The following is a 23,654-nucleotide window of genomic DNA, read 5'->3' on the forward strand; positions in this document are numbered from 1 at the left end:
AACGAGTTTACGATTCGACAAGCCCTATCCTCCCTGATCCATCCTGGCGAATATTCTAGAGCGAGTTCCGCACTTTGCGACGACCCGCGTCGGCGATCCGCCTGGCGAGATGGATTGCGTGGTGCAGCGTCGGCCGGAGACGGCTCACCGCCGGGCAGTGTCCACGCCACAAATGCCATGCCCGGTGGCGCTCATGGCAACGCCCACGGCTTCGGCAGGTCTCGCCCGAGGTCGTCCAGTCGTCGGGCCATGCCTTGGCTCGACACGCATGGCGCGTTCTAGCGGCGCTGCCGCGTACTCGGCTTGTTCCGCGACGGCTTCTTTTCCGCGCTGACCGCGTCCCGATCGCGCTCGACCAGGGTATCCAGGAAGACCCGCGCCTCGTCCCAGGACATGTCGTGCGGATCCACGCGCGCGCCGCCGTCGGTGGTCACCGTATAGCCCACCACGTTGGCCGGGCTGTATTCCGGCTCCCGGGTCAACGCCACGAGCTGGTAGCGTCCTTTGACTTGCACCGTATGATGGTATTCAACCATGCGCCTGGCCTCCTCGCCTGATCGTTCGCTCGGATGCTAAAGCAAGCCCGGCCGCGCGGCCAGCGGCCTGCCTCCGGGCCACTCGCGGCCGCGCCTCAGGCACAAAAAAGCCGGCTTGCGCCGGCTTCGTCGTGTCCACGTTCGCTTCTCGCGTCGTGGTGGGCGGTACAGGGTTCGAACCTGTGACCCCTACCATGTCAAGGTAGTGCTCTACCGCTGAGCTAACCGCCCTTCTCTGCTGCGGCGCACCGCTGCAGGGGCGCGAATCTTAGCCCACCTGGCGCACAAGAACAAGACCCGTCCCCGTATCGGCCGCTGCGGCCCGCCTAGCCGACCAGGCTGGCGTCGCGCAGCTTCTTGATCTGGTCGCGTACCCGCGCCGCGTCCTCGAACTCCAGATCGCGCGCGTGCTGGTACATCTCCTGCTCCAGCGCCTTGAGCCGCGCGGCGATCTCCGCCGGCGCCAACGTCCGGTAGTCGGCCGGCTCTTCCGCGACCCGGCGCGTCTTGCCCTTGCCTTTGCCCTTGCCCGACTTGGCCTCGGCTGCGTCCTCGCGCGCGCCTTCCAGGATATCCACGATCGGGCGCGCCACCGACTTCGGGACGATCCCATGCTCCAGGTTGTACTCCACCTGCTTCTCGCGGCGTCGCCCGGTCTCGTCGATCGCGGCCTGCATCGAACGCGTCATCTTGTCCGCGTAGAGGATCGCCTTGCCGCGCAGGTTGCGCGCGGCGCGACCGATGGTCTGGATCAGCGAGCCGGTGGAGCGCAGGAAGCCTTCCTTGTCGGCATCCAGGATCGCAACCAGCGAAACCTCGGGCATGTCCAGGCCCTCGCGCAGCAGGTTGATGCCGACCAGTACGTCGAACTTGCCCAGGCGCAGGTCGCGGATGATCTCCACGCGCTCGACCGTGTCGATGTCCGAGTGCAGGTAGCGCACCTTCACCCCGTGCTCGCCCAGATACTCGGTGAGGTTCTCGGCCATGCGCTTGGTCAGCGTGGTGACCAGCACGCGGTCGCCATCGGCCACGCGCAGGTTGATCTCCGAGAGCAGGTCGTCGACCTGGGTGGCCACCGGGCGGATCTCCACTTCCGGATCGATCAGTCCGGTCGGGCGCACCACCAGCTCGGTGATCTCCCCGGCCGATTCGCGCAATTCATAGGGCCCCGGCGTGGCCGACACGTAGATGCTGCGCGGCGAGCGCGCCTCCCATTCCTCGAAGCGCAGCGGCCGGTTGTCCAGCGCCGACGGCAGACGGAAGCCGAACTCCACCAGGGTTTCCTTGCGCGAGCGGTCGCCTTTGTACATCGCGCCGATCTGCGGCACGGTGACGTGCGATTCGTCCACCACCAGCAACGCGTCCGGCGGCAGGTAGTCGAACAGGGTCGGCGGCGGCTCGCCCGGCGCCTTGCCGGTGAGGTGCCGCGAGTAGTTCTCGATGCCGTTGCAGAAGCCCACCTCAGCCATCATTTCCAGATCGAACTGGGTGCGCTGGGCCAGTCGCTGCGCCTCGACCAGCTTGTTCTGCGCATACAGCTGCTCGAGCCGGTCCTTCAGCTCCAGCTTGATCGTGTCCACCGCGCTGAGGGTGCGCTCGCGGGTGGTGGCGTAGTGGGTCTTGGGGTAGATCGTGTAGCGCTGCAGCTTGCGCAGGGTCTCGCCGGTCAGCGGATCGAACAGGGTCAGCTGCTCCACGTCGCCGTCGAACAGCTCGATGCGCAAGGCTTCGCTGTCGGATTCGGCCGGGAACACGTCGATCACCTCGCCACGCACGCGGAAGCTGCCGCGGTGCAGTTCGTACTCGTTGCGGGTGTACTGCAGGTCGGTCAGGTGGCGGATCAGCTGGCGCTGCTCGACGTGCTCGCCGATCGACAGGATCAGCCGCAGCGACAGGTAGTCCTCCGGCGCGCCGAGGCCGTAGATCGCCGAGACCGTGGCCACCACCAGCGCATCGCGCCGCGACAGCAGGGTCTTGGTCGCGGCCAGGCGCATCTGCTCGATGTGCTCGTTGATCGAACTGTCCTTCTCGATGAAGGTGTCCGAAGACGGCACGTAGGCCTCTGGCTGGTAGTAGTCGTAGTAGCTGACGAAATACTCGACCGCATTGTTGGGGAAGAACGCCTTGAACTCGCCGTACAGCTGCGCGGCCAGGGTCTTGTTCGGCGCCATCACCAGGGTCGGCTTCTGGATCGCCTGGACCACGTTGGCGATGGTGTAGGTCTTGCCCGAGCCGGTCACGCCGAGCAGGGTCTGCTTGGCCAGGCCGGCCTCGAAGCCGGCCACCAGCTTCTCGATCGCCTGCGGCTGGTCGCCGGCCGGCGAATACGGCGATACGAGTTGGAAACGGTCGGACATGCACAAGCCTCAAGGTGGAAAGCGCGGGCGACAGCGTCGGCCGACCCCGCGCCGGGGAGATTCCCTACATGGGAACGCACAACCCCCTCATTCAAGCCCTGACGCCCCACCGCGAGACTGGCGGCCTCGCACTGGGAGACGACGGACATGCGGAACGCTGCGGTCAAAGGCTACACATTGCTCGAGGCGATGATCGTGATGGTGGTGATCTGCCTGGTCGCGGGCATCGGCCTGCCGGCATTCCGCGAACTGCTGGCGAACCAGCGCTTGACGGCCGCCACGCACCAGCTGAGCGCGCACCTCGCGTTGGCGCGCAGCAGCGCCATCAGTTCCGGTGTTCCGGTCAGCGCCTGCCCGTCCAACGGAGACGGCAGTTGCCGCAGCGACAGCGACTGGAGCCAGGGCTGGCTGGTGTTCCGCGACCCGGAACGGCAAGGCCAGCCCACCGCGCCGGACAGCATCCTCAGCGAAGGCAGCGTCCCTGGCGCCGGCAGCCTGATCCTGCGCTCCAACCATGGTCGGCCCTCGATCCGCTTCCTGCCCGATGGCCGCAGCGCCGGCAGCAACCTGACCGTCAACATCTGCGAGCGGGGCCGGCTACGCGCGGCGGTGGTGGTCAACAACACCGGCCGCATCCGTACCCGAAAAGCGACGGAACCGATGTCCTGCCGGATGCCGGACTGACGCACAAAAGCAAAGGCCGCGATTGCTCGCGGCCTTTGCGGATTTGGCGCCCGAAGTTGGACTCGAACCAACGACCCCCTGATTAACAGTCAAGTGCTCTAACCGGCTGAGCTATTCGGGCGGGGAGGCGCATTGTATAGAGGCCTGTCGGGCATGGCAAGGGCCTGTGGCCAGATCTTCACCGCCTCGGCCCCCGTGCCAACCGGCTTACCAGCAGGTGCCCTCGCCCGCACCGGTGGATGTAGTACGCGCGCCCTTCTGGTCGATGCTGAGCGCGCCACATTGGGTGTCCTTGGCCAACTGCGGACCGGTCGGCGTCGCGGTCAACTTGAACGCATTGGCGGTTGGCGTGCCGGTGAAATCGACGTTGTAGAACTGCACCGCATCGGTTCCGCATTGAGGCCTGGGGACGCCCACGTACGTCATGTTGGTCGTGTAGTAACGCTCGATCACCTGCGCGCCTTGCTGCAGGCAAACGGACGCCGCGGAGCGGCGCGACTTGACGATGTGCGATTGATAACTGGCGAACGCGATCGCCGCCAGAACACCCACGATCGCGACCACGATCATCAGCTCGATCAGGGTGAAGCCGCGCTGCCGGCGGGCCGGAAAGGAGAAATGTCGCATCAATTGTTCCTCAGGAGTTCGCGCCAGGACACCCGCTTCATGCTGAGCGCACTGCTGTTGGTACCGAGTGTGGTCGTACTCGCATTGTCCAAGGCGATCTGCATCTGGTTGCCGATGAAGATCGGGCTGTTAGGACTGCTGTCCAGGCCAATGCCGGAGACGGGAGTGCCATTGAGTGTATCGCCGGTGCTGGATCCGCCGCTGCCGTCCAGGTCGAAGAAGGATTGCGACAGCCGGCCACCGGTGAACGGATTGATCGCCATCACAAAGCCCTTGCCGCTGGGGCTGCACACGTCGCCCGAATCCGGAATGCGCGTCGTGCCGATCAACGCCGTGCCCTGGAAGAAGTTGGAGACCACCATGCGCTCGCCCTGCGGCGTCGTGCCGGGCGGCGATATCAGGTCCATGTACCAGCCGTCCGTCCCGGCGCTGGGCTTGTCCTCGATGACGCGCACGGCAAAGCCATTGACGGTGCCTTCCTGCAGAATGTTCACCTTGTTCAGACTGGCGCGATTGGAGGAAATGAGCGTGCCGCGATCGATCAGGCCATACCAGCTCTGCACGTCCTTGTTGCCAAGATCGCCGCTGGACAGGTACTTGCCGGTCCCGAAGAACACCCAGGTCAATCCCGTCGCCGGATCCTTCGCCGCCGTGGGCGCGGCGGTGATCGGCTGCGCCTTTGCCCCATAGCTCGCGGAGAACAGCTTGCGCGGCGTCCCGTTCGCGCCGGTCATGTCGAACCGCCACAGATTGCCGTTGAGGTCGCCTGCATACAGACGATCGACGATGAAATCGTTGTTGGACGACCAGGCCAATACACCGGACAGGCCATTGTTGCCGCTCGACCCGGTCTGGATGCGGCTCGACACCCCGGTCATGGCATTCACCAGGATGAGATCGGCCGAATCGCCAGTGCTGTTGGGGCCATTGCCGAGCATCGCGTACCACTGGCCGTTGGCGAGCTGCCCGATGATCGGCTTGCCGAGGTTGTTGCCCAGCCCGACGAGGTCGGTGGCCGTGGAGGTCTTGTCCCACAGCACGGTGATGTTGTTGGGGTCGGTGACATCCAGCGCGAACATGCCCTTGCCGCCCCGCCCCATGGTGCCGATCAGCACCGAGCGCCAGCCGCTCCCGGAGTAGACGTCCGACACGGTGAGTTCGCCGTCCACGTAATAGCGGTGCTGGTAGTTCGGATCGGTGTAGTCGAGCAACCCGGTCATCGCCGCCTTCGGCACGAAGGCGAATTTTTCCGCACCGGTGCTGGCATCGAACCCATGCAGCATGCCGTCATTGGCACCGACATAGATCATCGGCGCGCGCGTGGACTTGGCCGCGGCGAAGGAGGCGTAGGTGCTGGCACCGTTGAACGTCGCCGTGGTGTACAGCCGCGGGTTGGGCGCTCCCACATAGACCGGCTGCGAATTGACGATGTCGCCCAGGATGCCGGTACGGGTACGCAGGACGCCACCATTGGCCTTCTCCTGCGAACGGTCGCCACGCAGATAGTTGATCTGGTTCTGCGTCGCGGACGACAACGGCGTTCCGGAAAGCCTGCCGTAAGCGAAATTGTCCAGATTCCCGCTCGAGTTGACGAACTTGATCGTCCGGGTATCCCAGGCCGGGAACTGCGCGCTCGCACTCCACGCTTGCGTCAGGGCGCCGGTGGTCTGGTTGACGTCGTACGCCACCACGTCGCCACGCCAGGTACCGCTGTAGAACACCGACTGGTACGTCCGCGCGCCCGCTTCCAGCTTGGTCGTGTTGCTGGCAAGGGACGCCGCAGACCCCTTCATCTCCTCCAGGATGCGCTCGAACGCCTGGCGCAGGCTGGCCACCATCTTTTCCGCGTCGGCAGCGAGGTAGTAATTGTCCGGCTTCTTGTAATTGGTATTGCCATTGACGTAGGAGCTGCCGTCCCACCAGGTGGAATCCGCCAAGGCGCTGATGTTGGTCTCTGGATCGTAGCCTTCCGGCACCCGGAAACCGCCGTACTTGGTGGTCAGCCAGTACTGGTTGGTATTGGGCGACTTGTAATCGCCGTACTCCACCACGTCGACCCAGTGTGTGGACAGGGTCTGCTTGCCAGGCAAGCCGTCGCTGGCAGTGTCGGGACGCAGATCCCTGGTGTGCGCGTCGTAGGCGAGTGCCGCGATGTAGGCGGAATTGCCGTTGCCGTTGAACGAACTGGCAGCCGCCCGATTCGCCGCATCGGTCGCGTTGAAGCCTTCCTTGCGCCAGATCTGCCCCATGCGCGCAAGCACGTCGACCGAGGTGTCGCTCGACACTTCCTGCGGCTTGCTCGGCTCGCCACTGAGATTGCTGCTGTTGCCCGGCAGATTCTTGTCGTAATGCGTGTTGGTATCGCCGATCCCCAGGATCACGTTGACCTGGCACCGGTAGGAGATCGGGTCGTTCCAGTTGGTGATGACCGGGAAGCCGTCGGCCTGCTGATACCTGACCTGCGGGGTTCCGCTCAGCGCCGAATAGGCGGCGATATTGCCCTGATGCTTGAAGTAGCGGATCGCGGCGTAGTACAGCTCGCTGACATCGTCGTACGACTTGACGTTCTTGCCGGTCTTGAGCTGCCCGAACTTGTTGAGGTAATTGATGACACCGCTGTTGACGATCTGATAGGCGGGATCGGTTCCGATCAGCGCCGACGTCGCTGCCGCATCGGCGCTGTCCGGGTTCTGATAGATGACGCCGGTCTGCGGATCCCATTCGCTCGCCGCATTGGCCAACCGCCCCTCGTCGGGGTTGTAGGTATAAGGACCGACGAACTTCTGCTTGGCGCGCAGAATGCCGCTATCGGCACCGGCACCCTGCTGGATGTCGACGTTCTTGTAGCCGAAAATGCTGTAGCGGATGCGTTTGGAATACTGTTGGATCAACCCTTCCGGCTTGTAGTAGCCGCTGGGATAAGCGACGCAGTTATCTTCCAGGTAGGCGGTTCCGAGGCTGGCATCGCACACCTTGACCCGCACCGAGACCTGGAACGTCAGCGTCGTATCGCGCACACAGCCCAGGTTCAAAATCGTGGTGCATGGGGAACCGTCCGGCCTGAGGAAGCTGCCATTCAAGGCATGCTTGCTCGGATCGTAAGCGATCTGCTGATTCGAGGAAGGGTCGACCAGGCTGCCGTTGGCAAAGAACATCTGGTTGCCCAGCCCGTCGATGCGCATGTTGAAATTCTGCCACTGCGCGCCTGTGCCTCCGGCGATCAGCGTGGCATTGTTGCTGATCGAACGACGCGGGAAATTGCTGGTCGCCACGCGGTCGGCGACCGCTTTTTCCAGCAGCGTCTCGCTCGCGGTATCGCGCGAACGATAGCCGCCGGTCAGCGCCGAGCGGAACGGGTCGATGGTCTGGGTCGCGGCCCAGTTGAGGAAGTTGCCTGACCAGACGCCCGCACCCGTGCAGGCATAACTGCTCGGATTGTTACCGAGCAGACTGACCGGGTAGAAGTAGCGGTCGCTCTCGGTGTCGCTGTAGTGGTATCTGTAGCACTTCTCGGAGTCGAAATAGCCGACGAACCTGCTTGACACCGAATAGGTATCGGACAGGTTCGCCTTGCTGATCACAGTGGGGAATTCCACCGACGGCACGAACGTCAGATTGCCCGGCACGTCGCTGCCAACGTACAGCGGCGACTGCGAGACATCCACATCGGCGCCGGCGCCGCCGATGGTACCGATGAACACACCGGCCACCACGGCAAGGAGCCAGTCCCGGCACGTCGTCTTCTTCGCTCGACTGGTCATAAGAGGCCCTTACTTGACGGTGACGTTGGTCTGCAGCACGACGATGGCCCGGCCGCCGGACGCGGCCGGATTGCCGCTGCGCGCGATGACGCGGTAGTAGTGCTCCAGCGAGGTGCCGCCGGTGCCGCCGTACTGGTTCTGGTTGATGCTCGAGCCCAGGCCCAGCTGATCCTCGCTGGTGCGCTGGCCCAGGTACTGGATGTAGTACTGCGCCGGGACCGCCTGGCCGGTCGGCTTCACCGTGCCGTCCACCCAGCACTCCTGGGCGCCCAGCGCGCAGCCGGAGACATTGCCGGTATACGTGTTGCTGGGAACGGCCGGGCATACCGTCGTTCCCGACGAACAATTGAAGCCGATGGTGTTGCCGGACGCAGCGGCGGTCTGGATGGCCTTCTCCGCATCGCGCAAGGCGCCTTCGGCGGCCTGGAACCCCAGGCTGCGGTCGTACATGTTGGAGGACATGCGCTCCTGCAGCAGCGTGCCACGCAGCACGGCCAACCCCAGCAAGGTCATCACCAGCAACAGCAACAGGACGACGATGAGCGAGATGCCGGCCTGCCGGCGGGGCGACGGAGACATGTTCACGGGTTCCGGTTCCTGATGCTCACGATGGTGCTGAAGGTCCGCGTCACCGGCGGCTGGCCCGCGCCGGTCGCCGAGCTGGAACTGACGGTCATGCTGATCTGCACCGCGATCACGTTGGCCCAGTTGCCCACGGCATTGGCATCGACATAGGCGGTGCCGCCGGTGGACAGGTACTTGAATTGCAGGCCGGTGACGCCATCGGCGATTTCGTTCTTCTGACTCGCGCCGCCGGGCGCGATCACTTCCTGATACAGCGAGGTGCCCCCCGTTCCTCCGCTGCTGGCAGCGACATACCAACGGACGGCGCGCACTTCGGTCAGGATGGAGTTGATCTCGTAGGTGTAGTTGTTCGAGCCGGCGACGCACACGCCCGGCAGACGTCCAAGCCGCGTGCAGCTATTGAGGCCACCACTTGCGTAACTGGCCGTGGTGCCGGAAACGCTACTCACCTGCAGCACCGCCAGTTGCTGGCGATCGCACAACAGCATGATCGCGTTGCTGTGCAGGTCGGGGGCGGCGGCATTGAGGGTCAGGGTCTGGGTCGCGGCGTTGTGCGCGGTCACGGTGGCGCCGCCGGTACCAGCGGAGAGGATCTGGATCGCGTCGGTTCCGGCCGTAAGCGTGAGGCCGGATGGGTTGCTGTTCTCGTAACCAGTCAGCGGCAGCGCCCAGTTCGTCCACCAGCTCGCCGTCGGATTGTTCAGCACGTTCGCCACTGGCAATCCGGAATCGCAGGGATTGCCGCCGGCCTCACGGATGTCCTGCGACATCATCTCGAAACCGGTCCGCGCCGACTCCTGGATCCGACTCAGGCCCTCGGTCGCCGAATAGGTGCGGCGGTTGGACAGGAAGATGCCGATCGCCGCTCCGACCACCAGCAGGCCGAGCAACATCGAGATCATCAGCTCGATCAGGTTGAAGCCGGAGTGGCGCCGTGGCGGCGCAAGCATGTTGGAGGTCTTCACAGCTTGGCCGTCGTCAGCAAGGTCTGGGTCGCGCTTCCGGCACCGTCCGCGTTCTTGCCGCGGCTGTCGTCCCATTGCACAGTGATCGAGCAATTGCCGTCGTTGCAGGCGATGGAGCCGCAGGTCGTGGCCGGGTCGCCACCGATCGCCGTCTTCAGACCGTTGAGCCAGACCGACTTGTCGGTCGCCACCAGATCGCCTGCCGCGGGCGCCGTGCACAGCATGCCGCCGGTGTTGTAGGTCCCCAGCATCGCCGCATTGCGGTTGGCACGCATCGCATCGAGGATCGTATAGGTCTGCATGACGATCTGGCTGCGCTGCAGCGCGCTCTGGTTGTTGCGCAGCGCGGTGGTCTGCATCGCCGCCACGCCCAACATGCCGACCCCCAGGATCAGCACCGAGATCATCACCTCGATGAGGGTGACCCCCGCCATGTGTCTGCCGCTCTGGAACCGCTTCATGGTGTCTCCGCTTGCCGGAACCGAATTAGCCGATGGTGGTGCAACTGCCGCCGTCGGATGTCGAGGTGACCTGGGCGCGGCTGCCGCCCATCAGCTTGACGGTCCTGACATTGCTGGATGGGTTGGTGACCGCCATGCACACCACGATGCCCCCCGTCACCGGCGTTCCGCTGCTGTTGCGCGCGATGCCGTCTGCGCCGAAGGTCAGCTTGTCGCCCATGGCGTCCAAGGTGGTGCTGGTGACGACCAGACCGGTGCGCAGGGTCGTGCTGCGCAGCACGGTGCCGTCGCGGGCGACGGTGAGGTAGCGGGTCCAGTTGCCGCCGCTGGCGCAGGTCGCACCATCGTCGCTGCGACACAGGCTGACCCCGCCGTTCAGGCGCACCGCCTCCGAGCGCGTCAACTGCACCGCGGCGATCAATTCGTTGGCGGCGCCGGTCAGGCGGTTGCTGCGGATCAAACCGGTGAAACTCGGCACCGCCAGCGCCATGATGATGGCCAGCACCGCCACCGTGACCATCAGCTCCACCAGCGTGAAGCCACGCTGCATCCGCTCGGCAAGGCCACGCGCGCAAGGAACAGCCATATCCTTCCCCAGATTCTCCCGCCGGCCACGCTAGCGGCCGGACCGCGCCCGCGCCAGCCGTTGCCGACGGATGGCGGATATGGGGGAGTGGACGGACCGTGCGCGGCACCGCGCCAGCCGGCATGATGCACCTCGGCCCTGCCCCACCGCCTCCGCCCCCGATGCCCGCCTCCGCTTACTCCACCGACCAGTTGCAGGCCCTCAAGCAACCCTCGACCCTGATCTGGATCGTGATGGCCGGCGAGTGCATCGCGGCCATCCTGGCCCTGACCCCGGTCCCAGGCGCGGGCATGGGCGGCAGCCGCTGGGTCTACTTCGGCCTGGCGTCGCTGGGCATCCAGTGGGTCGCGCTGCTGACCCTAGCCAGCCTGCTGCTGCTCCGCCGGGCGCTGGCGAACTGCGGCTTCCTGTCCATCACCGTGGCCACGCTGAGCCTGATGCAGGCGCTGACCTGGCTGATCAGCGGCGTGATCCTGTACGCGTTCGGCGACTACTGGCAGCTCTCCGATCACGCATGGCTGACGCTGTCGCTGCAGTTGTCCGGGATCGCCCTGCTGATCGGCCTGCTCGGCATGGCCGCGTTGCACAACCACGTGCGCATCAAGCAACTGGTCGAGCGCGCCAAGCAGGCCGAGATCGACGCGCTGACCGCGCGCGTGCAGCCGCACTTCCTGTTCAACACGCTCAACACGGCGGTGATGCTGGTACACCGGCAACCGCAGCAGGTGGAACAGTTGCTGATGGACCTGTCGGACCTGTTCCGCGCCGCGCTGGCCGCGCCGGACCTGGTCGACCTGCAGGACGAGATCGACCTGGCCAGGCGCTACCTGGACATCGAGGCGATCCGTTTCGGGCCGCGCCTGCGCGTGCACTGGGACGTGCCCGAGGCGCCGGCACCGGTGCGGATTCCGCGGCTGTCGCTGCAACCGCTGCTGGAGAACGCCGTCCACCACGGCATCGAATGCAGTGCCGAGGGTGGCGAGATCGGCATCGCCATCGGCGAGCGCGACGGCGCCCTGGAGATTCGCGTGCGCAACGCGGTACCGGTGGGCGGCCTGTCGCCGCACATCGGCCGCGGCCACCGTGTCGGCCTGTCGGCGCTGCGCACGCGCCTGGACAGCCTGGAAGGCGCCTCGCTGCACACCGCCAGCGATGGCGCCTGGTTCGTCGCGACGATCCGGATCGGACTCAGGCCATGACCCGGTAGCAGGGCCGGTACTCGCCGGAGATCTTCATGCGGCGCTGTTCGACGAAGGCGCGCAGCAATTCGTCCAGGGCCTGCATCATGTCCGCATCGCCATGGATCTCGAACGGACCGTGCTGCTCGATGCGGCGCATGCCGTCTTCCTTGACGTTGCCGGCGACGATGCCGGAGAAGGCACGGCGCAGGTCCGCGGCCAGCGCGTGCGGCGGACGGCCATGGTGCAGATCCAGCGCGGCCATTGCCTCGTGGGTCGGCTCGAACGGACGCTGATATTCCAGCGGGATGTCCACCGACCAGTTGAAGTAGAACGCGTCCTTCTGCTCCTTGCGGTGCGTGCGCACCTGCTGGATGCCGGCGGCCATCTTGCGCGCCACCGCCACCGGATCGCCGACCACGATCTCGTAGCGCGAGGTCGCCACTTCGCCCAGGGTCAGGCGCAGGAAGCGGTCGATCTGCTCGAAATACGGCGCGGCGATGGTCGGGCCGGTGAGGATCAGCGGGAACGGCAGGTCGCGGTTCTCCTCGCGCAGCAGGATGCCGAGCAGGTACAGGATCTCCTCGGCGGTGCCGACGCCACCGGGGAACACGATGATGCCGTGGCCGATGCGGACGAAGGCCTCCAGGCGCTTCTCGATGTCCGGCATGATCACCAGGTGATTCACGATCGGGTTTGGCGACTCGGCGGCGATGATGCCCGGTTCGGTCACGCCGATGTAGCGGTTGTCGTGCTTGCGCTGCTTGGCGTGGGCGATGGTGGCGCCCTTCATCGGCCCCTTCATCGCGCCCGGGCCGCAGCCGGTGCAGATGTCCAGCCCGCGCAGGCCCAGCTCGTAGCCGACCTGCTTGGTGTACAGGTACTCGTCGCGCGAGATCGAGTGACCGCCCCAGCACACCACCAGCTTGGGATCGTTCGGCTGCAGGATGCGCGCATTGCGCAACTGGCCGAACACCGCGTTGGTGATGCCTTCGCTGGACTGCAGGTCGGTGGTCGATTCGGGGCCGAGTTCGATGGCCATGTAGGCCAGGTCGCGGACCACGGCGAACAGCAGCTCGGCCACGCCGTTGATGATCTCGCCGTCGACGAAGGCCATCGCCGGCGCGTTGAGCAGGTCGATGCGCACGCCGCGGTCGCGCTGCACCACCTGGATGTCGAAGTCGGGATACAGATCGCGCGCCGCGCGCGGGTCGTCGGACGCGCTGCCGCTGGTCAGCACCGCCAGCGCGCAGCGCCGCAGCAGTTCGTGCAGGCCGCCGCTGGAGGCATCGCGCAGGCGCGCCACTTCCACGCGCGAGAGGATGTCCAGGCCGCCGCGCGGGTAGATCCGCGCATCCACTACCGGCAGCGCGCGCGCGGCCGTATTGCTGGTCGTCATATCGGAATTCTTGTCGTTGTGGTTAGCCGGCTGACTTTAACGTCAGCCCCCACAAAAGGAAAACGGCCGGGTCGCCCCGGCCGTTTCCAACGCTTCAGCTAGCCTGCGCCGCGATCAGAACTGATAGCGGAAGCCCAACTGCAGCGACCACTGCGACACGCCGGTGTTGAAACCGTCGGCGTCGGCATTGGCAGCCGTCGGCTGGTCGGTGTACAGGGTGTTGTACACGTACTTGCCCTGGTAGATGCCCTGCAGGTTGGCGACGCGGGCGTCGGCATAGAAGCCGTAGTCGTAGATCCGGCCCCACTTCTTGTTCAGCAGGTTACCCACGTTCTGGATGTCCAGCCAGACTTCGGACTTGTGGCCCTTGAAGAAGCCCGGCAGCTGCTGGGTGATGCGCACGTCGAAGGTGTTGATCCAGCCGGAACGGAAGCCGTTGGCCGGGGCGTAGCTGCCGGCGTACTTGGCCAGCTGCGGGTTCTTGGCCAGCCAGTCGAAGAACTGCTGCTGCAGTGCCGGGTTCGCGGTGAACGCACCGGTGCTGCTCAGCGTGCCGAACAGCACGTCGCCCGGGCCCTTCGGCACGTAGAACAGGTCGTTGGTCGAGCGGCCGTCGCCGTTGGCGTCGCCGTTGAACACGTAGCTGTACGGACGGCCGCTGCGGCCTTCGTAGACCAGGCCCACGCGGGTCTCGTAGTCGCCGAAGAACATGTGCTTCCAGTCCAGCGAGCCGGAGATGCGGTCCTTGATCTCGTAGCGCGAGGTGTTCTCGGTTTCCGAGTTGGCGTTGAACGCGTACTGGTAGCCCCAGCCCGAGCTGGCGGTGGAGCTGGTCAGCGAGCCGACTTCGGTGGCGTGGGTGTAGGTGTAGCCCAGGGTCCAGGACCAGTCGCCGCCTTCGCTGAACGGCTTGGACAGCGACACGGTGAACTGCTGGGTCTTGCCCTTGTCGGTGTTGTCGATCAGGTAGACGTCGCTGTACGCCTGGTTGCGGTTGTAGCGGTTGTTGCCGGTGGCCCACGGACGACCGGTCTGCGACGGGTTCCAGTACAGCGCGCGGCCGTCCGGACCGTAGTAGGCCGGGCTCGGATCCTGGCCCGGGCCGTTGACGCGACCGATGTTCAGGCTCTTGTAGTACAGGCCGTCCTTGACCTTGGTCACCAGCAGCTCGGCCGAGGCCACGATGCCGTACCACGGCAGCTCGTGATCCAGGGCCAGGTTGGCCTTGTACAGCGACGGCAGCTTGAAGTCGTTGCCGACGAAGCTCACGCCCTGGGTCGCGGAACCCGGCGTGGTCGGGACCGGCTGGGTGTCCTTGTTGGCGCTGAACGGCAGGGCCGGGTTGTAGGCGGTGTAGCTGTAGGCGTTGTAGTTGAAGCCGGTGTTGGAGTAGCTGTTGCCGATCCACACCTGCGGCGCATCGCCCTGGAACAGGCCCACGCCACCGCGCAGCTGGGTCGGACGGTCGGTGTCGAAGGTGTAGTTGAAGCCGAAGCGCGGCTGGATCAGGAAATCGCCGTTGAAGATCTTGCTGTTGTCGTAGCCGAAGTAGGCCTGCGCCGCAGCGTTGTAGGTCGGATCCGAGCTCACGCTCGCACGATCGCCGCGCAGGCCCAGGGTCAGGGTCAGATTGTTGTTGACGTACCAGGTGTCCTGCACGAACAGGCCGAGGTTGTTGTTCTTGTAGTCGGCCGCGATCGAACCCGGGCTGCGCTCCTGGTTGAGCTGGTACGAGCTCCAGCGGCCGCTGGCGAAGTTGTCCAGGCCGAAGAAGGTGTACACGCCCCAGGTGTTGCGGCCGTACAGGTTGTAGATGTCGTTGGTGCTGTAGTCGACGCCGAACTTCAGGTTGTGGTTGTCCAGGGTCAGGGTGCCCGCACCGTAGTAGTTCCAGGTCTTGGTGGTGAGGATGTTGCCCTGCGAGTTGGTCTCGGTGCCCAGGTACAGCACGTCGCCGGTCGGGTTGGCGACCGAACCGTCGAAGTACACGGCGATGCTCGGCGCGTTGGTCGGCACCACGCGGATCGCGGAGTAGTCGCGGTAGGACACCTTGAACTCGGTGGAGAAATTCTCGGACCAGTCGCTGAACAGCTGGCCGACGTAGCTTTCGACCGACTTCTCGTGCTGGTACCAGTACGAGCTCAGCGAGGCCTGGCTGGAGCTGCCGGCGCCATTGATGCGCAGCTTGCTCTGGTCGAGCTTGCTGTAGCGGAAGCTGGCGCGGTGGTTGTCGCTGATGTTCCAGTCGAGCTTGAGCGCGTATTCCCTCAGGTCGGTGTTGCCGTCGCTGTCCAGGGTGCCGGCGTCGAAGCCGTAGTTCTTGGCGATCTGCTGGGCGCGGGTCACGTCGGCCATGCCGTACTTGGCATTGGCCTTGCCCAGCGCGGTGCTGCCCAGGTCGAGGCCCGGCGCGTCCTGCTGGAACTTCTCGTAGTTGGCGAAGAAGAACAGCTTGTCCTTGACGATCGGGCCGCCGAAGGTCGCGCCGTAGGTTTTCTCCTTGGTGAAGCCGTTGAACTTGCTGCCGTCCGGGTTGTCGCCGAACCAGTCGCCATCGCGATAGCTGCCGTACACCGAGCCGTGGAACTCGTTGGTACCGGACTTGGTCACCGCGTTGACGGTGGCGCCGGCGGCGCTGGCGATGCTGACGTCGTAGTTGGACAGGTTGACGTCGATGGCTTCGATCGCCTCCATCGACACCGGCTGACGCCGGGTGGTCATGTTGTTGCCTTCCAGGCCGAAGGTGTCGCTGGCCGAGACGCCGTCGATGTTGATCGAGTTGTAGCGCGGGTTCAGGCCGCCGGCGCTGATCGTGCCCGAGGCGCGATCGACGAAGGCCACGCGCGGATCCAGGCGCATGTAGTCCTGGATGTTGCCGTTGATCGACGGCAGCGCTTCGATCTGCTCGCGGCCGACATTGGTGCCCGAGCCCATCTTGGTGGCGCTGAACACTTCCGAGCCGGTGGCGATGGCGACGGCATTGACCGTCTCCAGCGTGGTCGGCGCAGCCATGTCGCCGGTCAGGTCGGCGTTGATGGTGGCGTTCTGGTTGACGCTCAGGTACACGCCGTCTTCGGTCTTGGTGCCGTCGCCCGACTTGGTGATGGTGATGCTGTACGGACCACCGACGCGCAGGCCGCGCGCGTTGTAGCGACCGGCGGCATCGGTGGTGGCGCGGCTGACCGTGCCCGACTCGACGTGGGTGATGGTCACCTCGGCGCCGGCGACCGGCTGGCCACCATGGGTCACCACACCGCCGACACCGGCGGAGGTGCTCTGGGCGAACACCGGCGCAGCGGCCAGCGCCGCAACCAGGCCCAGGGTGAGCTTGGACATCCGCAGACGGGGTTGAATCATTGCAATAGCCTCGATGGAGTTTGACGAAATGCGCATGGCAGTGCCGTGCGAGTACGGGCGCACGGCCGCGGAATGGGGGTTGGTCACCCTTGCCGATTCCCCGCAAGGGTTAACATGAGTTTAACACCATAGGGCCAATTTGTTGCCGAATCGTGACAGTCCGGCACAAGCGGACATCACAAGACGCAGATCCCAGTCTGGCGGGCATCGGCGACATGACCAGGACAGGATCGGGGGCGGTCCAGGATGGCGATCGGCCGCAGTGCCCTGCGCCCCGGCCGTACCCCCTGCCCAGGCCAACGGCCTGGCATGGGCGCCATGCCCCCTTCCGGCCAACACCGCGCCGTCCCCACGGCGCTCACCGCCCGGCGGTCGGCCTCAGCCGGCGACCGGCAGCTTCAGGTAGGCGCTGATCCCGTCCAGGAACATCTGCACCGAGATCGCCACCAGCAACATGCCCATCAGCCGCTCGACCGCGGTCAGCACGCGCATGCCGAGCAGCTTGTACAGCAGCGTGCCGGAGAACAGCAGGGCCGAGGTCGCCAGCCAGGCCAGGATCAGCGCCAGGCTCCATTCGCCCAGCCGGGTCGGCTCGTTGCTGCCCATCAGCATCACCGCGGCCATGCCGGAGGGGCCGGCCACGAGCGGGATGGCCAGCGGCACGATGAAGGGCTCGCCGTCGGGAATCTCGCCCATCAGCCCCTCCGGGCGCGGGAAGATCATGCGGATGCCGATCAGGAACAGCACGATGCCCCCGGCGATCGCCACCGACTCCTGGCGCAGGTGCATCACTTCCAGGGCGTACTTGCCGCCCCACAGGAAGCCCATCAGCACCCCCAACGCGATCAGCAGTTCGCGCGCCAGCACGATGCGCTGGCGCCGCGCCGGCAGCGGCTTGAGCACGCTGAGGAACACCGGGATGTTGCCCAGCGGGTCGAGGATCAGGAACAGCAGCAACGCTGCCGACAGGATGGTCATGCCAGGGGATTCCAGATCACGCCGCGGTGCGCGGCGCCGGCGGGCGACAGCAGTTCGACACAGGCGCCGGCGTAGCGCGCCGGGTCGACCGCGTCGAGGTCTTCTTGATGGGTGTAGGCACGGGCGCGCAAGGCGGTGCGCATCGGCCCCGGCTGCAGGCCGGCCACGCGCACGCGCGAGGCGGCCAGTTCGCCGTGCAGGCTCGCCAACAGGCCGCGGCGACCGTGCTGGGCCGCGCCGTAGCCGCCCCAGTAGGCCTGGCCGACCCGCGCTGGATCGTCCACCGCGAAGACGATGGCGGCATCCTCGGCCTGCCGCAGCAACGGCAGGCAGGCCTGGGTCAGCCAGGCCGCGGCGGTCAGATTGACGTGGATCGCGCGCGCGAACTGGGCCGGATCGGCGTGTTCGAACGGGGTCAGCCCGGCGAAGTCGGCGGCGCAGTGCAGCAGCCCGTCCAGGCGGCCGAGCTCGCCCTGCAGGCGCTCGGCCAGGGTCGCGTAGTCCGGCGGGGTGGCGCCGAGCAGGTCCAGGGGATACAGCAGCGGCGCGGCGCCGACGGCGGCGATCGCGTCGTAGACCCGGTTCAGGCGCGCCGGCTTGTGCCCGAGCAGGACCACGGTGGCGCCGGCCTGGGCGCAGGCCAGCGCTGCGGCGCTGCCGAGCCCGCCGGCGGCGCCGCTGACCAGGATCACCCGCTGCGCCAGCGCGCCGGCCGGCGGCGACGCAGGCGCGCTCACGACTGGTAGGCCTCGGTCACGATGCGCTGCAGCTCGCCGGACTCGAACAGTTCCATGGTGATGTCGCAGCCGCCGATCAGCTCGCCATGGATGAACAGCTGCGGGAACGTCGGCCAGTTCGAGTAGCGCGGCAGGTTGGCGCGGATCTCCGGTTCGTCGAGCACGTTGACGGTGTGCAGGCGGTCGGCGCCGGCGGCCAGCAGCGCCTGCAACGCGCGGCTGGAAAAGCCGCACATCGGGTACTGCGGCGTGCCCTTCATGAACAACACGATGGGATGGCGTTCGACGTCGGCCTGGATGCGCTCCATCACCTGCATGCGGGTTCTCTCCTGCTGGGGCGAAAGAACGACCTTGGCGGTCGGCTAGACTCTCGCGTAGCCGCATAGTGTAAGCCCTGCGCGCGGCAGTACCGCGACGCGCGCCCGAAACCGCCAGAGGATCCATGCCCATCGAACTCGCTCCCCTGCCCTACGCCGCTGCAGCGCTGGCCCCGCACCTGTCCGCTGCCGCGGTGGAACAGCACCATGGCCAGCATCAGCGCGCCCTGGTGGAGCGGCTCAATGCGCGACTGGCCGGCAGCGACCTGGCCGAGCTGGCGCTGCCGGACCTGCTGCGGCGCGCCCAGGGTCGGCTGTTCCAGGAGGCGGCCGAGGTCTGGAACCACGAGTTCTATTGGCGCGGCCTGCGCCCGCGCGGCGGCGGCGAACCCGCCGGCGCACTCGGCGAGCGCCTGGCCAAGAGCTTCGGCGACGTGGCACGGTTCAAGGCCGAGTTCGAGCGCATGGCGCTGGCGCTGTTCGGCTCCGGCTGGGTCTGGCTGGTGCAGCGTCCGGACGGCAACCTGGCCGTGGTCAGCACCGCCAACGCCGGCACCCCGCTGACCGGCGACGACACGCCGCTGCTGGCCTGCGACGTCTGGGAACACGCGTACTACATCGACCACCCCGGCGACCGCGCGCGCTATCTGCAGGCGTTCTGGAAGCTGGTCAATTGGGAATTCGCGGCGTCCAATCTGCGTTGAGTCGGGATTGGGGAGTCGCAGGAGCGGCGGCCGTGGCCGCCGTTGCCTGGCCCAGGTGGCGCCTGGGCTTGCTGCCGCTGGTTCAGCGCTCGCCGCGCAGGGCGGCGATCACCGGGGCGACCTGGGTCTGGCGCTGCAGTTGCGTGCCCACGGCCTGCAGGGCCTGCGCCAGCGCCTCGGGCGTGTCCTCGCGCAAGGTGGCGTGGCCGACCTTGCGGCCCTCGCGCGGCTCCTTGCCGTAGTCGTGCCAGTGACCGCCGGGCTGCGCCAGGACCGGCGTGGCATCGGGCATCGCGCCGATCCAGTTGAGCATGCAGGCATGGCCGCGCATGCGCGTGGAGCCCAACGGCAGCCCCAGCACCGCGCGCAGATGGTTCTCGAACTGCGAGGTTTCCGCACCTTCGATGGTCCAGTGGCCGGAGTTGTGCACGCGCGGCGCCATCTCGTTGGCCAGCAGCTCGCCGTCGCGGCAGAACAGTTCCAGCGCGAACACGCCCACGTACTGCAGACGCTCGGCCAGGGCCCGCGCATGCGCCACCGCCGCCTGCTCCAGCGCGCCATCGGCCTGCGCCGGGGCCAGGCTGGCCGAGAGCACGCCATGCACGTGCCAGTTCTCGGTCAGCGGCCAGGTGCGGAATTCGCCATCGCGGCCGCGCACTGCCACCACGCTGACCTCGCGCTGGAACGGCACGAACGCCTCGGCGATCAGGCCGACGCTGGCCGCCTGCGCGCCCAGCGCATCCCATGCCGCGTTGGCATCGGCGGCGGAGGCGATGCGGAACTGGCCCTTGCCGTCGTAGCCGAGCCGGCGGGTCTTGAGGATGCACGGCGTACCGACCTGCGCCAGCGCCGCGTCCAGATCGGCGCGCGTGTCGATCGCGGCGAAGGCCGGCACCGGAATGCCGAGCTCGCGAAACAGGGTCTTCTCGGCCAGGCGGTCCTGCGCCACGGCCAGCGCATCCGGGCTCGGGAACACCGGCACCTGTCCGGCCAGGGCCGCGGCGCTGTCCGCCGGCACGTTCTCGAAATCGAAGGTCGCCACGTCGACCGCGTCCGCGAACGCGGCCAGCGCGGCCTGGTCGGCATAGTCGCCGACCCGCAGCGGCGCCACCTGCCCAGCGCAGGCATCGGCCGCCGGATCCAGCAGCGCGAAGCGCAGGCCCAGCGGGACGCCGGCCACCGCCAGCATGCGCGCCAACTGCCCCGCCCCCAGAATGCCGACGGTGGTCATTGGCGCGGATCGTCCTTGGCCATCACCTCGTCGGTCTGGCGCTGGCGGAACTCGCCCAGCGCGGCACCGATCTCGGCATGGTCGTGGGCCAGCATCGCCGCAGCGAACAACGCGGCGTTGGCCGCACCGGCAACGCCGATCGCAAACGTGGCCACCGGGATGCCGGCCGGCATCTGCACGATCGACAGCAGCGAATCCATGCCATTGAGCGCCTTGGACTGCACCGGCACGCCCAGCACCGGCACCGCGGTCTTGGCCGCCAGCATGCCCGGCAGGTGCGCGGCGCCGCCGGCGCCGGCCACGATCGCACGCAGGCCGCGCGCGGCCGCTTGCTCGGCATAGGCGAACAACACGTCCGGGGTGCGGTGCGCCGACACCACCTTCACTTCATAGGGCACGCCCAGCGCATCGAGTTTCTGCGCCGCATGCTGCATGGTCTCCCAGTCGGAGCGGGAACCCATCACGATGCCGACGAGCGGCGCGGTTTGCTTGGAGGTCATGGCCGTCACCTGCCTTAAAGACGTATTCTAGCCGTCTTCCACGCAAGACGAAGACCGGATGGACCGCAAACTGCTCGACCTGCTGTGCTCGCCCGACACCCGCCAACCGCTGGCGCTGCTGGAGGCGCGCGGCCTGGAGGCGTTGAACCGCGCCATCGCCGCCGGCGGCGTGCAGCGCGCCGATGGCAGTGCGCAGGCGCAACCGCTGCGCGAAGCCCTGATCACCCGCGACCGCAAGCAGGTGTTCCGCGTCGACGACGGCATTCCGGTGCTGCTGGCCGAAGAAGCCATCGGCACCGCCCAGCTCGCCGACTTCCCGGCCAAATGAGCCGCGACACGGCGCCATTGCAGGCGCCCGCCGCGGACCTGATCGCCGCAGACGTAGCACGCGCGCTGGCCGAGGACCTCGGCAGCGGCGACGTCACTGCCGCGCTGTTGCCCGACCGCGCCGACAGCGCCTACCTGCTGTGCAAGCAGGACGCGGTGATCGCCGGCCGCCCCTGGTTCGACGCCTGCCATCGGGCGCTGGATCCGCAGGTTCGGATCGACTGGCACGTGGCCGAAGGCCAGCGCGTGGCCGCCGGCACCGTGCTCGCCCTGCTGCACGGGCGCAGCCGCGCCCTGGTCAGCGCCGAGCGCGCCTCGCTGAACTTCCTGCAGACCCTGTCGGCCACCGCCACCGCCACCGCCGCCTACGTGGCCGCGGTCGCCGGCACCGGCGCGCGCATCCTGGACACGCGCAAGACCCTGCCCGGCCTGCGCCTGGCGCAGAAGTACGCGGTCCGCTGCGGTGGCGGCAGCAACCATCGCATCGGCCTGTACGACACGGTGATGCTCAAGGAGAACCACATCCACGCCGCCGGCTCGCTGCCCGCGGCGGTGGCCGCCGCGCGCGCGCAATGGCCCGCACTGCCGCTGGTGGTGGAAGTGGAAACCCTGGACCAGCTGCGCGAAGCACTGCAGGCCGGTTGCGACCGCGTCCTGATCGACGACTTCACCGCACAGCAACGCCGCAAGGCGGTGGCGATCGCCACCGCCGCACCATTCAGCCGCGCGATTCCGCTGGAAGTCTCCGGCGGTGTCGACCTGGACGCGGTGCGCGCGATCGCAGAGGACGGTGTCGACTGCATCTCCATCGGCGCCCTGACCAAGCACGTGCAGGCCGTGGATCTGTCGCTGAAACTCGGAATGCCGCCGCAGTAGCGGCCAGAGCCGCGCGAACGAGACGACCGCGCGGCGAATCCACCACCGGCGAACGCGGACACACCTTCGTGGTGCACGCCTGTATGCATGACGCATGACGGACGTTGAGCGCGTCAGCCCTCGCTGGATGAGTCCCGCCACCCCAAGGGCAAATCGCGAAGCGCCTGATCCGCCGACAAACGCGCTAGCCAGCACGGCGCGACCTGCCTGGAGCGCGCGGCGCGCCCTACACTTCACGGCCGCGCCAACGCCGCTCTGCGACGCTGCGCGCTCCACTCCCCGCCGAGTTCGCCGATGTTCCGCCCCTGGTTCGCGTTGCTGTGTGTCGCCGCCCTGTTTCCCGCCGACCGCGCCGCGGCCGCGGAAGTCTGCGATCTGCCGCCGCGCTTCGGCCTGACCCCGGCGGCGGTGGCGATCGTGCGCACCGCCTGCAACGAGCACCGACTGTGGTGGCGCCCGTTCATCGATCGCGACGGCCGCCTGGCCGGCCTGCGCGTGACCGAGGCCGAGCGCGCCGACCTTGCCGACGACGGCATCGAAGCCTGGCAGCGTGTCGCCGCCTACTGGCGCGACAGCGGCACGCTGGGCGCGATGGGCCGCTTCGACGGCGCCGAGAGCTGCCAGCAGCTGGACGGGTCGCGCTATCGCGAAAACGACTGCCGCGCCTTCATCGTCGACAACCCGTGGTCGGCGGCCTTCGTGTCCTACGTCATGGTGCGCGCCGGTGTGGCCGGCTTCCGCACCTCGATCCGGCATATCGACTACATCCGTGCCGCCTACCAGGCCGGCGCCGACGGCCTTCCCTATCGTTTTGCCGACCCGCAGCAGGAAAAGCCTGCCCCCGGCGACCTGCTGTGCTTCCTGCGCGGACGCCGGCAGCCGGTCGGCACCGCCGGCCTGCGCGAGGCGCTGGCGCGCGGCCGCCCGCTGCCCTGGGAATCGCATTGCGACATCGTGGTCGCGGCCAATGTCGGCGGCGACCAGACCCTGTACCTGATCGGTGGCAACGTGTTCAACGCGGTGACCATGCGCAAGCTCAAACTGGACCGCAGTGGGCGCCTGCAACTGGATGCGCCGCTGGCGCAGGATCAGAACGACGAAGGCGCCGCACTCGAATGCACGCCCGGCCACGAGGAACTGTGCGACTTCAACCGCCAGGACTGGTCGGCCCTGCTGAAGCTGCAACCGCAGGCGCAGGTGCTGCTACCGACCGTCCCGACCGATCCCGCCGCCGCGCCGATGACGACGCCAGCCGCGCCCGCGGCCGGCGCGGCCCCCGGCACGCCCGCCACCCCGCCGGCACTGCCCGCACCACCCACGAGCCCGAACACGCCAGCGGCGGCATCACCCGTCCCCACCGCGGTACCAGCACCGCCGCAACCCACCGCGCCCAACGGTCACCAGGCACCCAGGACCGAACCGCAGTCACAGCCACAGCGCTGAGGCGTATTCGCCCGATCGTGACGTCAGGGCACCTCTCGACACCGA

The 23,654-nt window shown here is 67.2% G+C and carries 21 protein-coding genes and 2 tRNA genes; 6 read left to right on the forward strand and 17 right to left on the reverse strand.

The genetic code is table 11. The annotated features are described in order from the left end of the window. Window positions 1-278: 278 nt before the first annotated feature. The 3 genes from GGR71_RS00825 to uvrB form a co-directional block, all read right to left on the reverse strand. Window positions 279-536, reverse strand: coding sequence for a hypothetical protein (locus GGR71_RS00825; RefSeq protein WP_160957079.1), 258 nt, complete (start codon window positions 534-536; stop codon window positions 279-281). Between the two features lie 156 nt (window positions 537-692). Next, a tRNA-Val gene (locus GGR71_RS00830) sits at window positions 693-767 on the reverse strand. Window positions 768-862: 95 nt separating this feature from the next. Next, window positions 863-2,893, reverse strand: coding sequence for an excinuclease ABC subunit UvrB (gene uvrB / locus GGR71_RS00835; RefSeq protein WP_160957080.1), 2,031 nt, complete (start codon window positions 2,891-2,893; stop codon window positions 863-865). A gap of 147 nt (window positions 2,894-3,040) precedes the next feature. Here uvrB and GGR71_RS00840 point away from each other — a divergent pair, with 147 nt between their 5' ends. Beyond that, window positions 3,041-3,577 (forward strand): GspH/FimT family pseudopilin, encoded by a 537-nt coding sequence (locus tag GGR71_RS00840; protein ID WP_160957081.1) that lies wholly within the window; start codon window positions 3,041-3,043, stop codon window positions 3,575-3,577. Window positions 3,578-3,621: 44 nt separating this feature from the next. Here GGR71_RS00840 and GGR71_RS00845 read toward each other — a convergent pair. From GGR71_RS00845 to GGR71_RS00875, 7 genes are all read right to left on the reverse strand, one after another. Further along, window positions 3,622-3,698 (reverse strand) — tRNA-Asn (locus GGR71_RS00845). A gap of 86 nt (window positions 3,699-3,784) precedes the next feature. Beyond that, window positions 3,785-4,204, reverse strand: a complete 420-nt coding sequence (locus tag GGR71_RS00850; protein WP_160957082.1) for a type IV pilin protein — start codon at window positions 4,202-4,204, stop codon at window positions 3,785-3,787. Continuing rightward, a complete protein-coding gene (locus tag GGR71_RS00855; RefSeq protein WP_184451570.1) occupies window positions 4,204-7,965 on the reverse strand; it encodes a pilus assembly protein in 3,762 nt (1,253 codons plus the stop codon). The genes GGR71_RS00850 and GGR71_RS00855 overlap by 1 nt, the downstream gene beginning before the upstream one ends. 9 nt (window positions 7,966-7,974) lie before the next feature. Continuing rightward, window positions 7,975-8,544: a pilus assembly PilX family protein gene (locus GGR71_RS00860; protein WP_160957083.1), complete on the reverse strand. Its 570-nt coding sequence runs from the start codon at window positions 8,542-8,544 to the stop codon at window positions 7,975-7,977. A gap of 2 nt (window positions 8,545-8,546) precedes the next feature. Then, window positions 8,547-9,500 carry a PilW family protein gene (locus GGR71_RS00865; RefSeq protein ID WP_160957200.1) on the reverse strand — a complete coding sequence of 318 codons (954 nt, stop codon included), beginning with the start codon at window positions 9,498-9,500 and terminating at the stop codon, window positions 8,547-8,549. Window positions 9,501-9,511: 11 nt separating this feature from the next. Continuing rightward, window positions 9,512-9,976: a type IV pilus modification protein PilV gene (gene pilV, locus GGR71_RS00870; RefSeq protein ID WP_160957084.1), complete on the reverse strand. Its 465-nt coding sequence runs from the start codon at window positions 9,974-9,976 to the stop codon at window positions 9,512-9,514. Between the two features lie 25 nt (window positions 9,977-10,001). Then, the gene (locus tag GGR71_RS00875; protein WP_048489903.1) at window positions 10,002-10,526 is read right to left on the reverse strand and encodes a GspH/FimT family pseudopilin; all 525 of its coding nucleotides are present in this window, start codon (window positions 10,524-10,526) and stop codon (window positions 10,002-10,004) included. A gap of 197 nt (window positions 10,527-10,723) precedes the next feature. Here GGR71_RS00875 and GGR71_RS00880 point away from each other — a divergent pair, with 197 nt between their 5' ends. Beyond that, window positions 10,724-11,761 carry a sensor histidine kinase gene (locus GGR71_RS00880; RefSeq protein WP_160957085.1) on the forward strand — a complete coding sequence of 346 codons (1,038 nt, stop codon included), beginning with the start codon at window positions 10,724-10,726 and terminating at the stop codon, window positions 11,759-11,761. Here the strand turns inward: GGR71_RS00880 and ppnN are convergent. The 5 genes from ppnN to grxD form a co-directional block, all read right to left on the reverse strand. Continuing rightward, a complete protein-coding gene (gene ppnN / locus GGR71_RS00885) occupies window positions 11,751-13,139 on the reverse strand; it encodes a nucleotide 5'-monophosphate nucleosidase PpnN (protein WP_048489901.1) in 1,389 nt (462 codons plus the stop codon). The two genes, GGR71_RS00880 and ppnN, sit on opposite strands and share 11 nt — an antisense overlap. Before the next feature lie 114 nt (window positions 13,140-13,253). Next, window positions 13,254-16,475, reverse strand: a complete 3,222-nt coding sequence (locus tag GGR71_RS00890; protein ID WP_160957201.1) for a TonB-dependent receptor — start codon at window positions 16,473-16,475, stop codon at window positions 13,254-13,256. A gap of 399 nt (window positions 16,476-16,874) precedes the next feature. Continuing rightward, complete coding sequence (locus GGR71_RS00895; RefSeq protein WP_160957086.1) at window positions 16,875-17,474, reverse strand: YhgN family NAAT transporter; 600 nt, start codon at window positions 17,472-17,474, stop codon at window positions 16,875-16,877. Beyond that, window positions 17,471-18,211: an SDR family NAD(P)-dependent oxidoreductase gene (locus tag GGR71_RS00900; RefSeq protein WP_160957087.1), complete on the reverse strand. Its 741-nt coding sequence runs from the start codon at window positions 18,209-18,211 to the stop codon at window positions 17,471-17,473. The genes GGR71_RS00895 and GGR71_RS00900 overlap by 4 nt, the downstream gene beginning before the upstream one ends. After that, window positions 18,208-18,528 carry a Grx4 family monothiol glutaredoxin gene (gene grxD, locus GGR71_RS00905; protein WP_010342114.1) on the reverse strand — a complete coding sequence of 107 codons (321 nt, stop codon included), beginning with the start codon at window positions 18,526-18,528 and terminating at the stop codon, window positions 18,208-18,210. Before grxD ends, GGR71_RS00900 begins: the two co-directional genes overlap by 4 nt. Window positions 18,529-18,653: 125 nt before the next feature. Between grxD and GGR71_RS00910 the strand changes: the two genes are divergently transcribed. Next, on the forward strand, window positions 18,654-19,232 hold the full coding sequence (locus GGR71_RS00910; RefSeq protein WP_160957088.1) for a superoxide dismutase: 579 nt from the start codon (window positions 18,654-18,656) through the stop codon (window positions 19,230-19,232). A gap of 82 nt (window positions 19,233-19,314) precedes the next feature. Here the strand turns inward: GGR71_RS00910 and GGR71_RS00915 are convergent, their stop codons facing one another. Beyond that, the gene (locus tag GGR71_RS00915) at window positions 19,315-20,463 is read right to left on the reverse strand and encodes a 5-(carboxyamino)imidazole ribonucleotide synthase (RefSeq protein WP_160957089.1); all 1,149 of its coding nucleotides are present in this window, start codon (window positions 20,461-20,463) and stop codon (window positions 19,315-19,317) included. Continuing rightward, window positions 20,460-20,963 carry a 5-(carboxyamino)imidazole ribonucleotide mutase gene (purE, locus tag GGR71_RS00920; RefSeq protein ID WP_160957090.1) on the reverse strand — a complete coding sequence of 168 codons (504 nt, stop codon included), beginning with the start codon at window positions 20,961-20,963 and terminating at the stop codon, window positions 20,460-20,462. Before purE ends, GGR71_RS00915 begins: the two co-directional genes overlap by 4 nt. Before the next feature lie 58 nt (window positions 20,964-21,021). Between purE and GGR71_RS00925 the strand changes: the two genes are divergently transcribed. The 3 genes from GGR71_RS00925 to GGR71_RS00935 all read left to right on the forward strand — a co-directional run bounded on the left by GGR71_RS00925 (window position 21,022) and on the right by GGR71_RS00935 (window position 23,609). Further along, complete coding sequence (locus tag GGR71_RS00925; protein ID WP_010342118.1) at window positions 21,022-21,291, forward strand: Trm112 family protein; 270 nt, start codon at window positions 21,022-21,024, stop codon at window positions 21,289-21,291. Next, window positions 21,288-22,166, forward strand: coding sequence for a carboxylating nicotinate-nucleotide diphosphorylase (gene nadC / locus GGR71_RS00930; protein WP_160957091.1), 879 nt, complete (start codon window positions 21,288-21,290; stop codon window positions 22,164-22,166). Before GGR71_RS00925 ends, nadC begins: the two co-directional genes overlap by 4 nt. Before the next feature lie 294 nt (window positions 22,167-22,460). Further along, window positions 22,461-23,609, forward strand: coding sequence for a DUF2272 domain-containing protein (locus GGR71_RS00935; RefSeq protein WP_160957092.1), 1,149 nt, complete (start codon window positions 22,461-22,463; stop codon window positions 23,607-23,609). The last annotated feature ends 45 nt before the right edge of the window (window positions 23,610-23,654 follow it).

The organism is Xanthomonas sp. F1 (assembly GCF_014199855.1).

What these genes read in the sequence shown, in the direction of transcription:
- GGR71_RS00825 (WP_160957079.1), bottom strand. Translation starts at nt 536, where the DNA reads ATGGTTGAATACCATCATACGGTGCAAGTCAAAGGACGCTACCAGCTC.
- uvrB (WP_160957080.1), bottom strand. Translation starts at nt 2,893, where the DNA reads ATGTCCGACCGTTTCCAACTCGTATCGCCGTATTCGCCGGCCGGCGAC.
- GGR71_RS00840 (WP_160957081.1), top strand. Translation starts at nt 3,041, where the DNA reads ATGCGGAACGCTGCGGTCAAAGGCTACACATTGCTCGAGGCGATGATC.
- GGR71_RS00850 (WP_160957082.1), bottom strand. Translation starts at nt 4,204, where the DNA reads ATGCGACATTTCTCCTTTCCGGCCCGCCGGCAGCGCGGCTTCACCCTG.
- GGR71_RS00855 (WP_184451570.1), bottom strand. Translation starts at nt 7,965, where the DNA reads ATGACCAGTCGAGCGAAGAAGACGACGTGCCGGGACTGGCTCCTTGCC.
- GGR71_RS00860 (WP_160957083.1), bottom strand. Translation starts at nt 8,544, where the DNA reads ATGTCTCCGTCGCCCCGCCGGCAGGCCGGCATCTCGCTCATCGTCGTC.
- GGR71_RS00865 (WP_160957200.1), bottom strand. Translation starts at nt 9,500, where the DNA reads ATGCTTGCGCCGCCACGGCGCCACTCCGGCTTCAACCTGATCGAGCTG.
- pilV (WP_160957084.1), bottom strand. Translation starts at nt 9,976, where the DNA reads ATGAAGCGGTTCCAGAGCGGCAGACACATGGCGGGGGTCACCCTCATC.
- GGR71_RS00875 (WP_048489903.1), bottom strand. Translation starts at nt 10,526, where the DNA reads ATGCAGCGTGGCTTCACGCTGGTGGAGCTGATGGTCACGGTGGCGGTG.
- GGR71_RS00880 (WP_160957085.1), top strand. Translation starts at nt 10,724, where the DNA reads ATGCCCGCCTCCGCTTACTCCACCGACCAGTTGCAGGCCCTCAAGCAA.
- ppnN (WP_048489901.1), bottom strand. Translation starts at nt 13,139, where the DNA reads ATGACGACCAGCAATACGGCCGCGCGCGCGCTGCCGGTAGTGGATGCG.
- GGR71_RS00890 (WP_160957201.1), bottom strand. Translation starts at nt 16,475, where the DNA reads ATGTCCAAGCTCACCCTGGGCCTGGTTGCGGCGCTGGCCGCTGCGCCG.
- GGR71_RS00895 (WP_160957086.1), bottom strand. Translation starts at nt 17,474, where the DNA reads ATGACCATCCTGTCGGCAGCGTTGCTGCTGTTCCTGATCCTCGACCCG.
- grxD (WP_010342114.1), bottom strand. Translation starts at nt 18,528, where the DNA reads ATGCAGGTGATGGAGCGCATCCAGGCCGACGTCGAACGCCATCCCATC.
- GGR71_RS00910 (WP_160957088.1), top strand. Translation starts at nt 18,654, where the DNA reads ATGCCCATCGAACTCGCTCCCCTGCCCTACGCCGCTGCAGCGCTGGCC.
- GGR71_RS00915 (WP_160957089.1), bottom strand. Translation starts at nt 20,463, where the DNA reads ATGACCACCGTCGGCATTCTGGGGGCGGGGCAGTTGGCGCGCATGCTG.
- purE (WP_160957090.1), bottom strand. Translation starts at nt 20,963, where the DNA reads ATGACCTCCAAGCAAACCGCGCCGCTCGTCGGCATCGTGATGGGTTCC.
- GGR71_RS00925 (WP_010342118.1), top strand. Translation starts at nt 21,022, where the DNA reads ATGGACCGCAAACTGCTCGACCTGCTGTGCTCGCCCGACACCCGCCAA.
- nadC (WP_160957091.1), top strand. Translation starts at nt 21,288, where the DNA reads ATGAGCCGCGACACGGCGCCATTGCAGGCGCCCGCCGCGGACCTGATC.
- GGR71_RS00935 (WP_160957092.1), top strand. Translation starts at nt 22,461, where the DNA reads ATGTTCCGCCCCTGGTTCGCGTTGCTGTGTGTCGCCGCCCTGTTTCCC.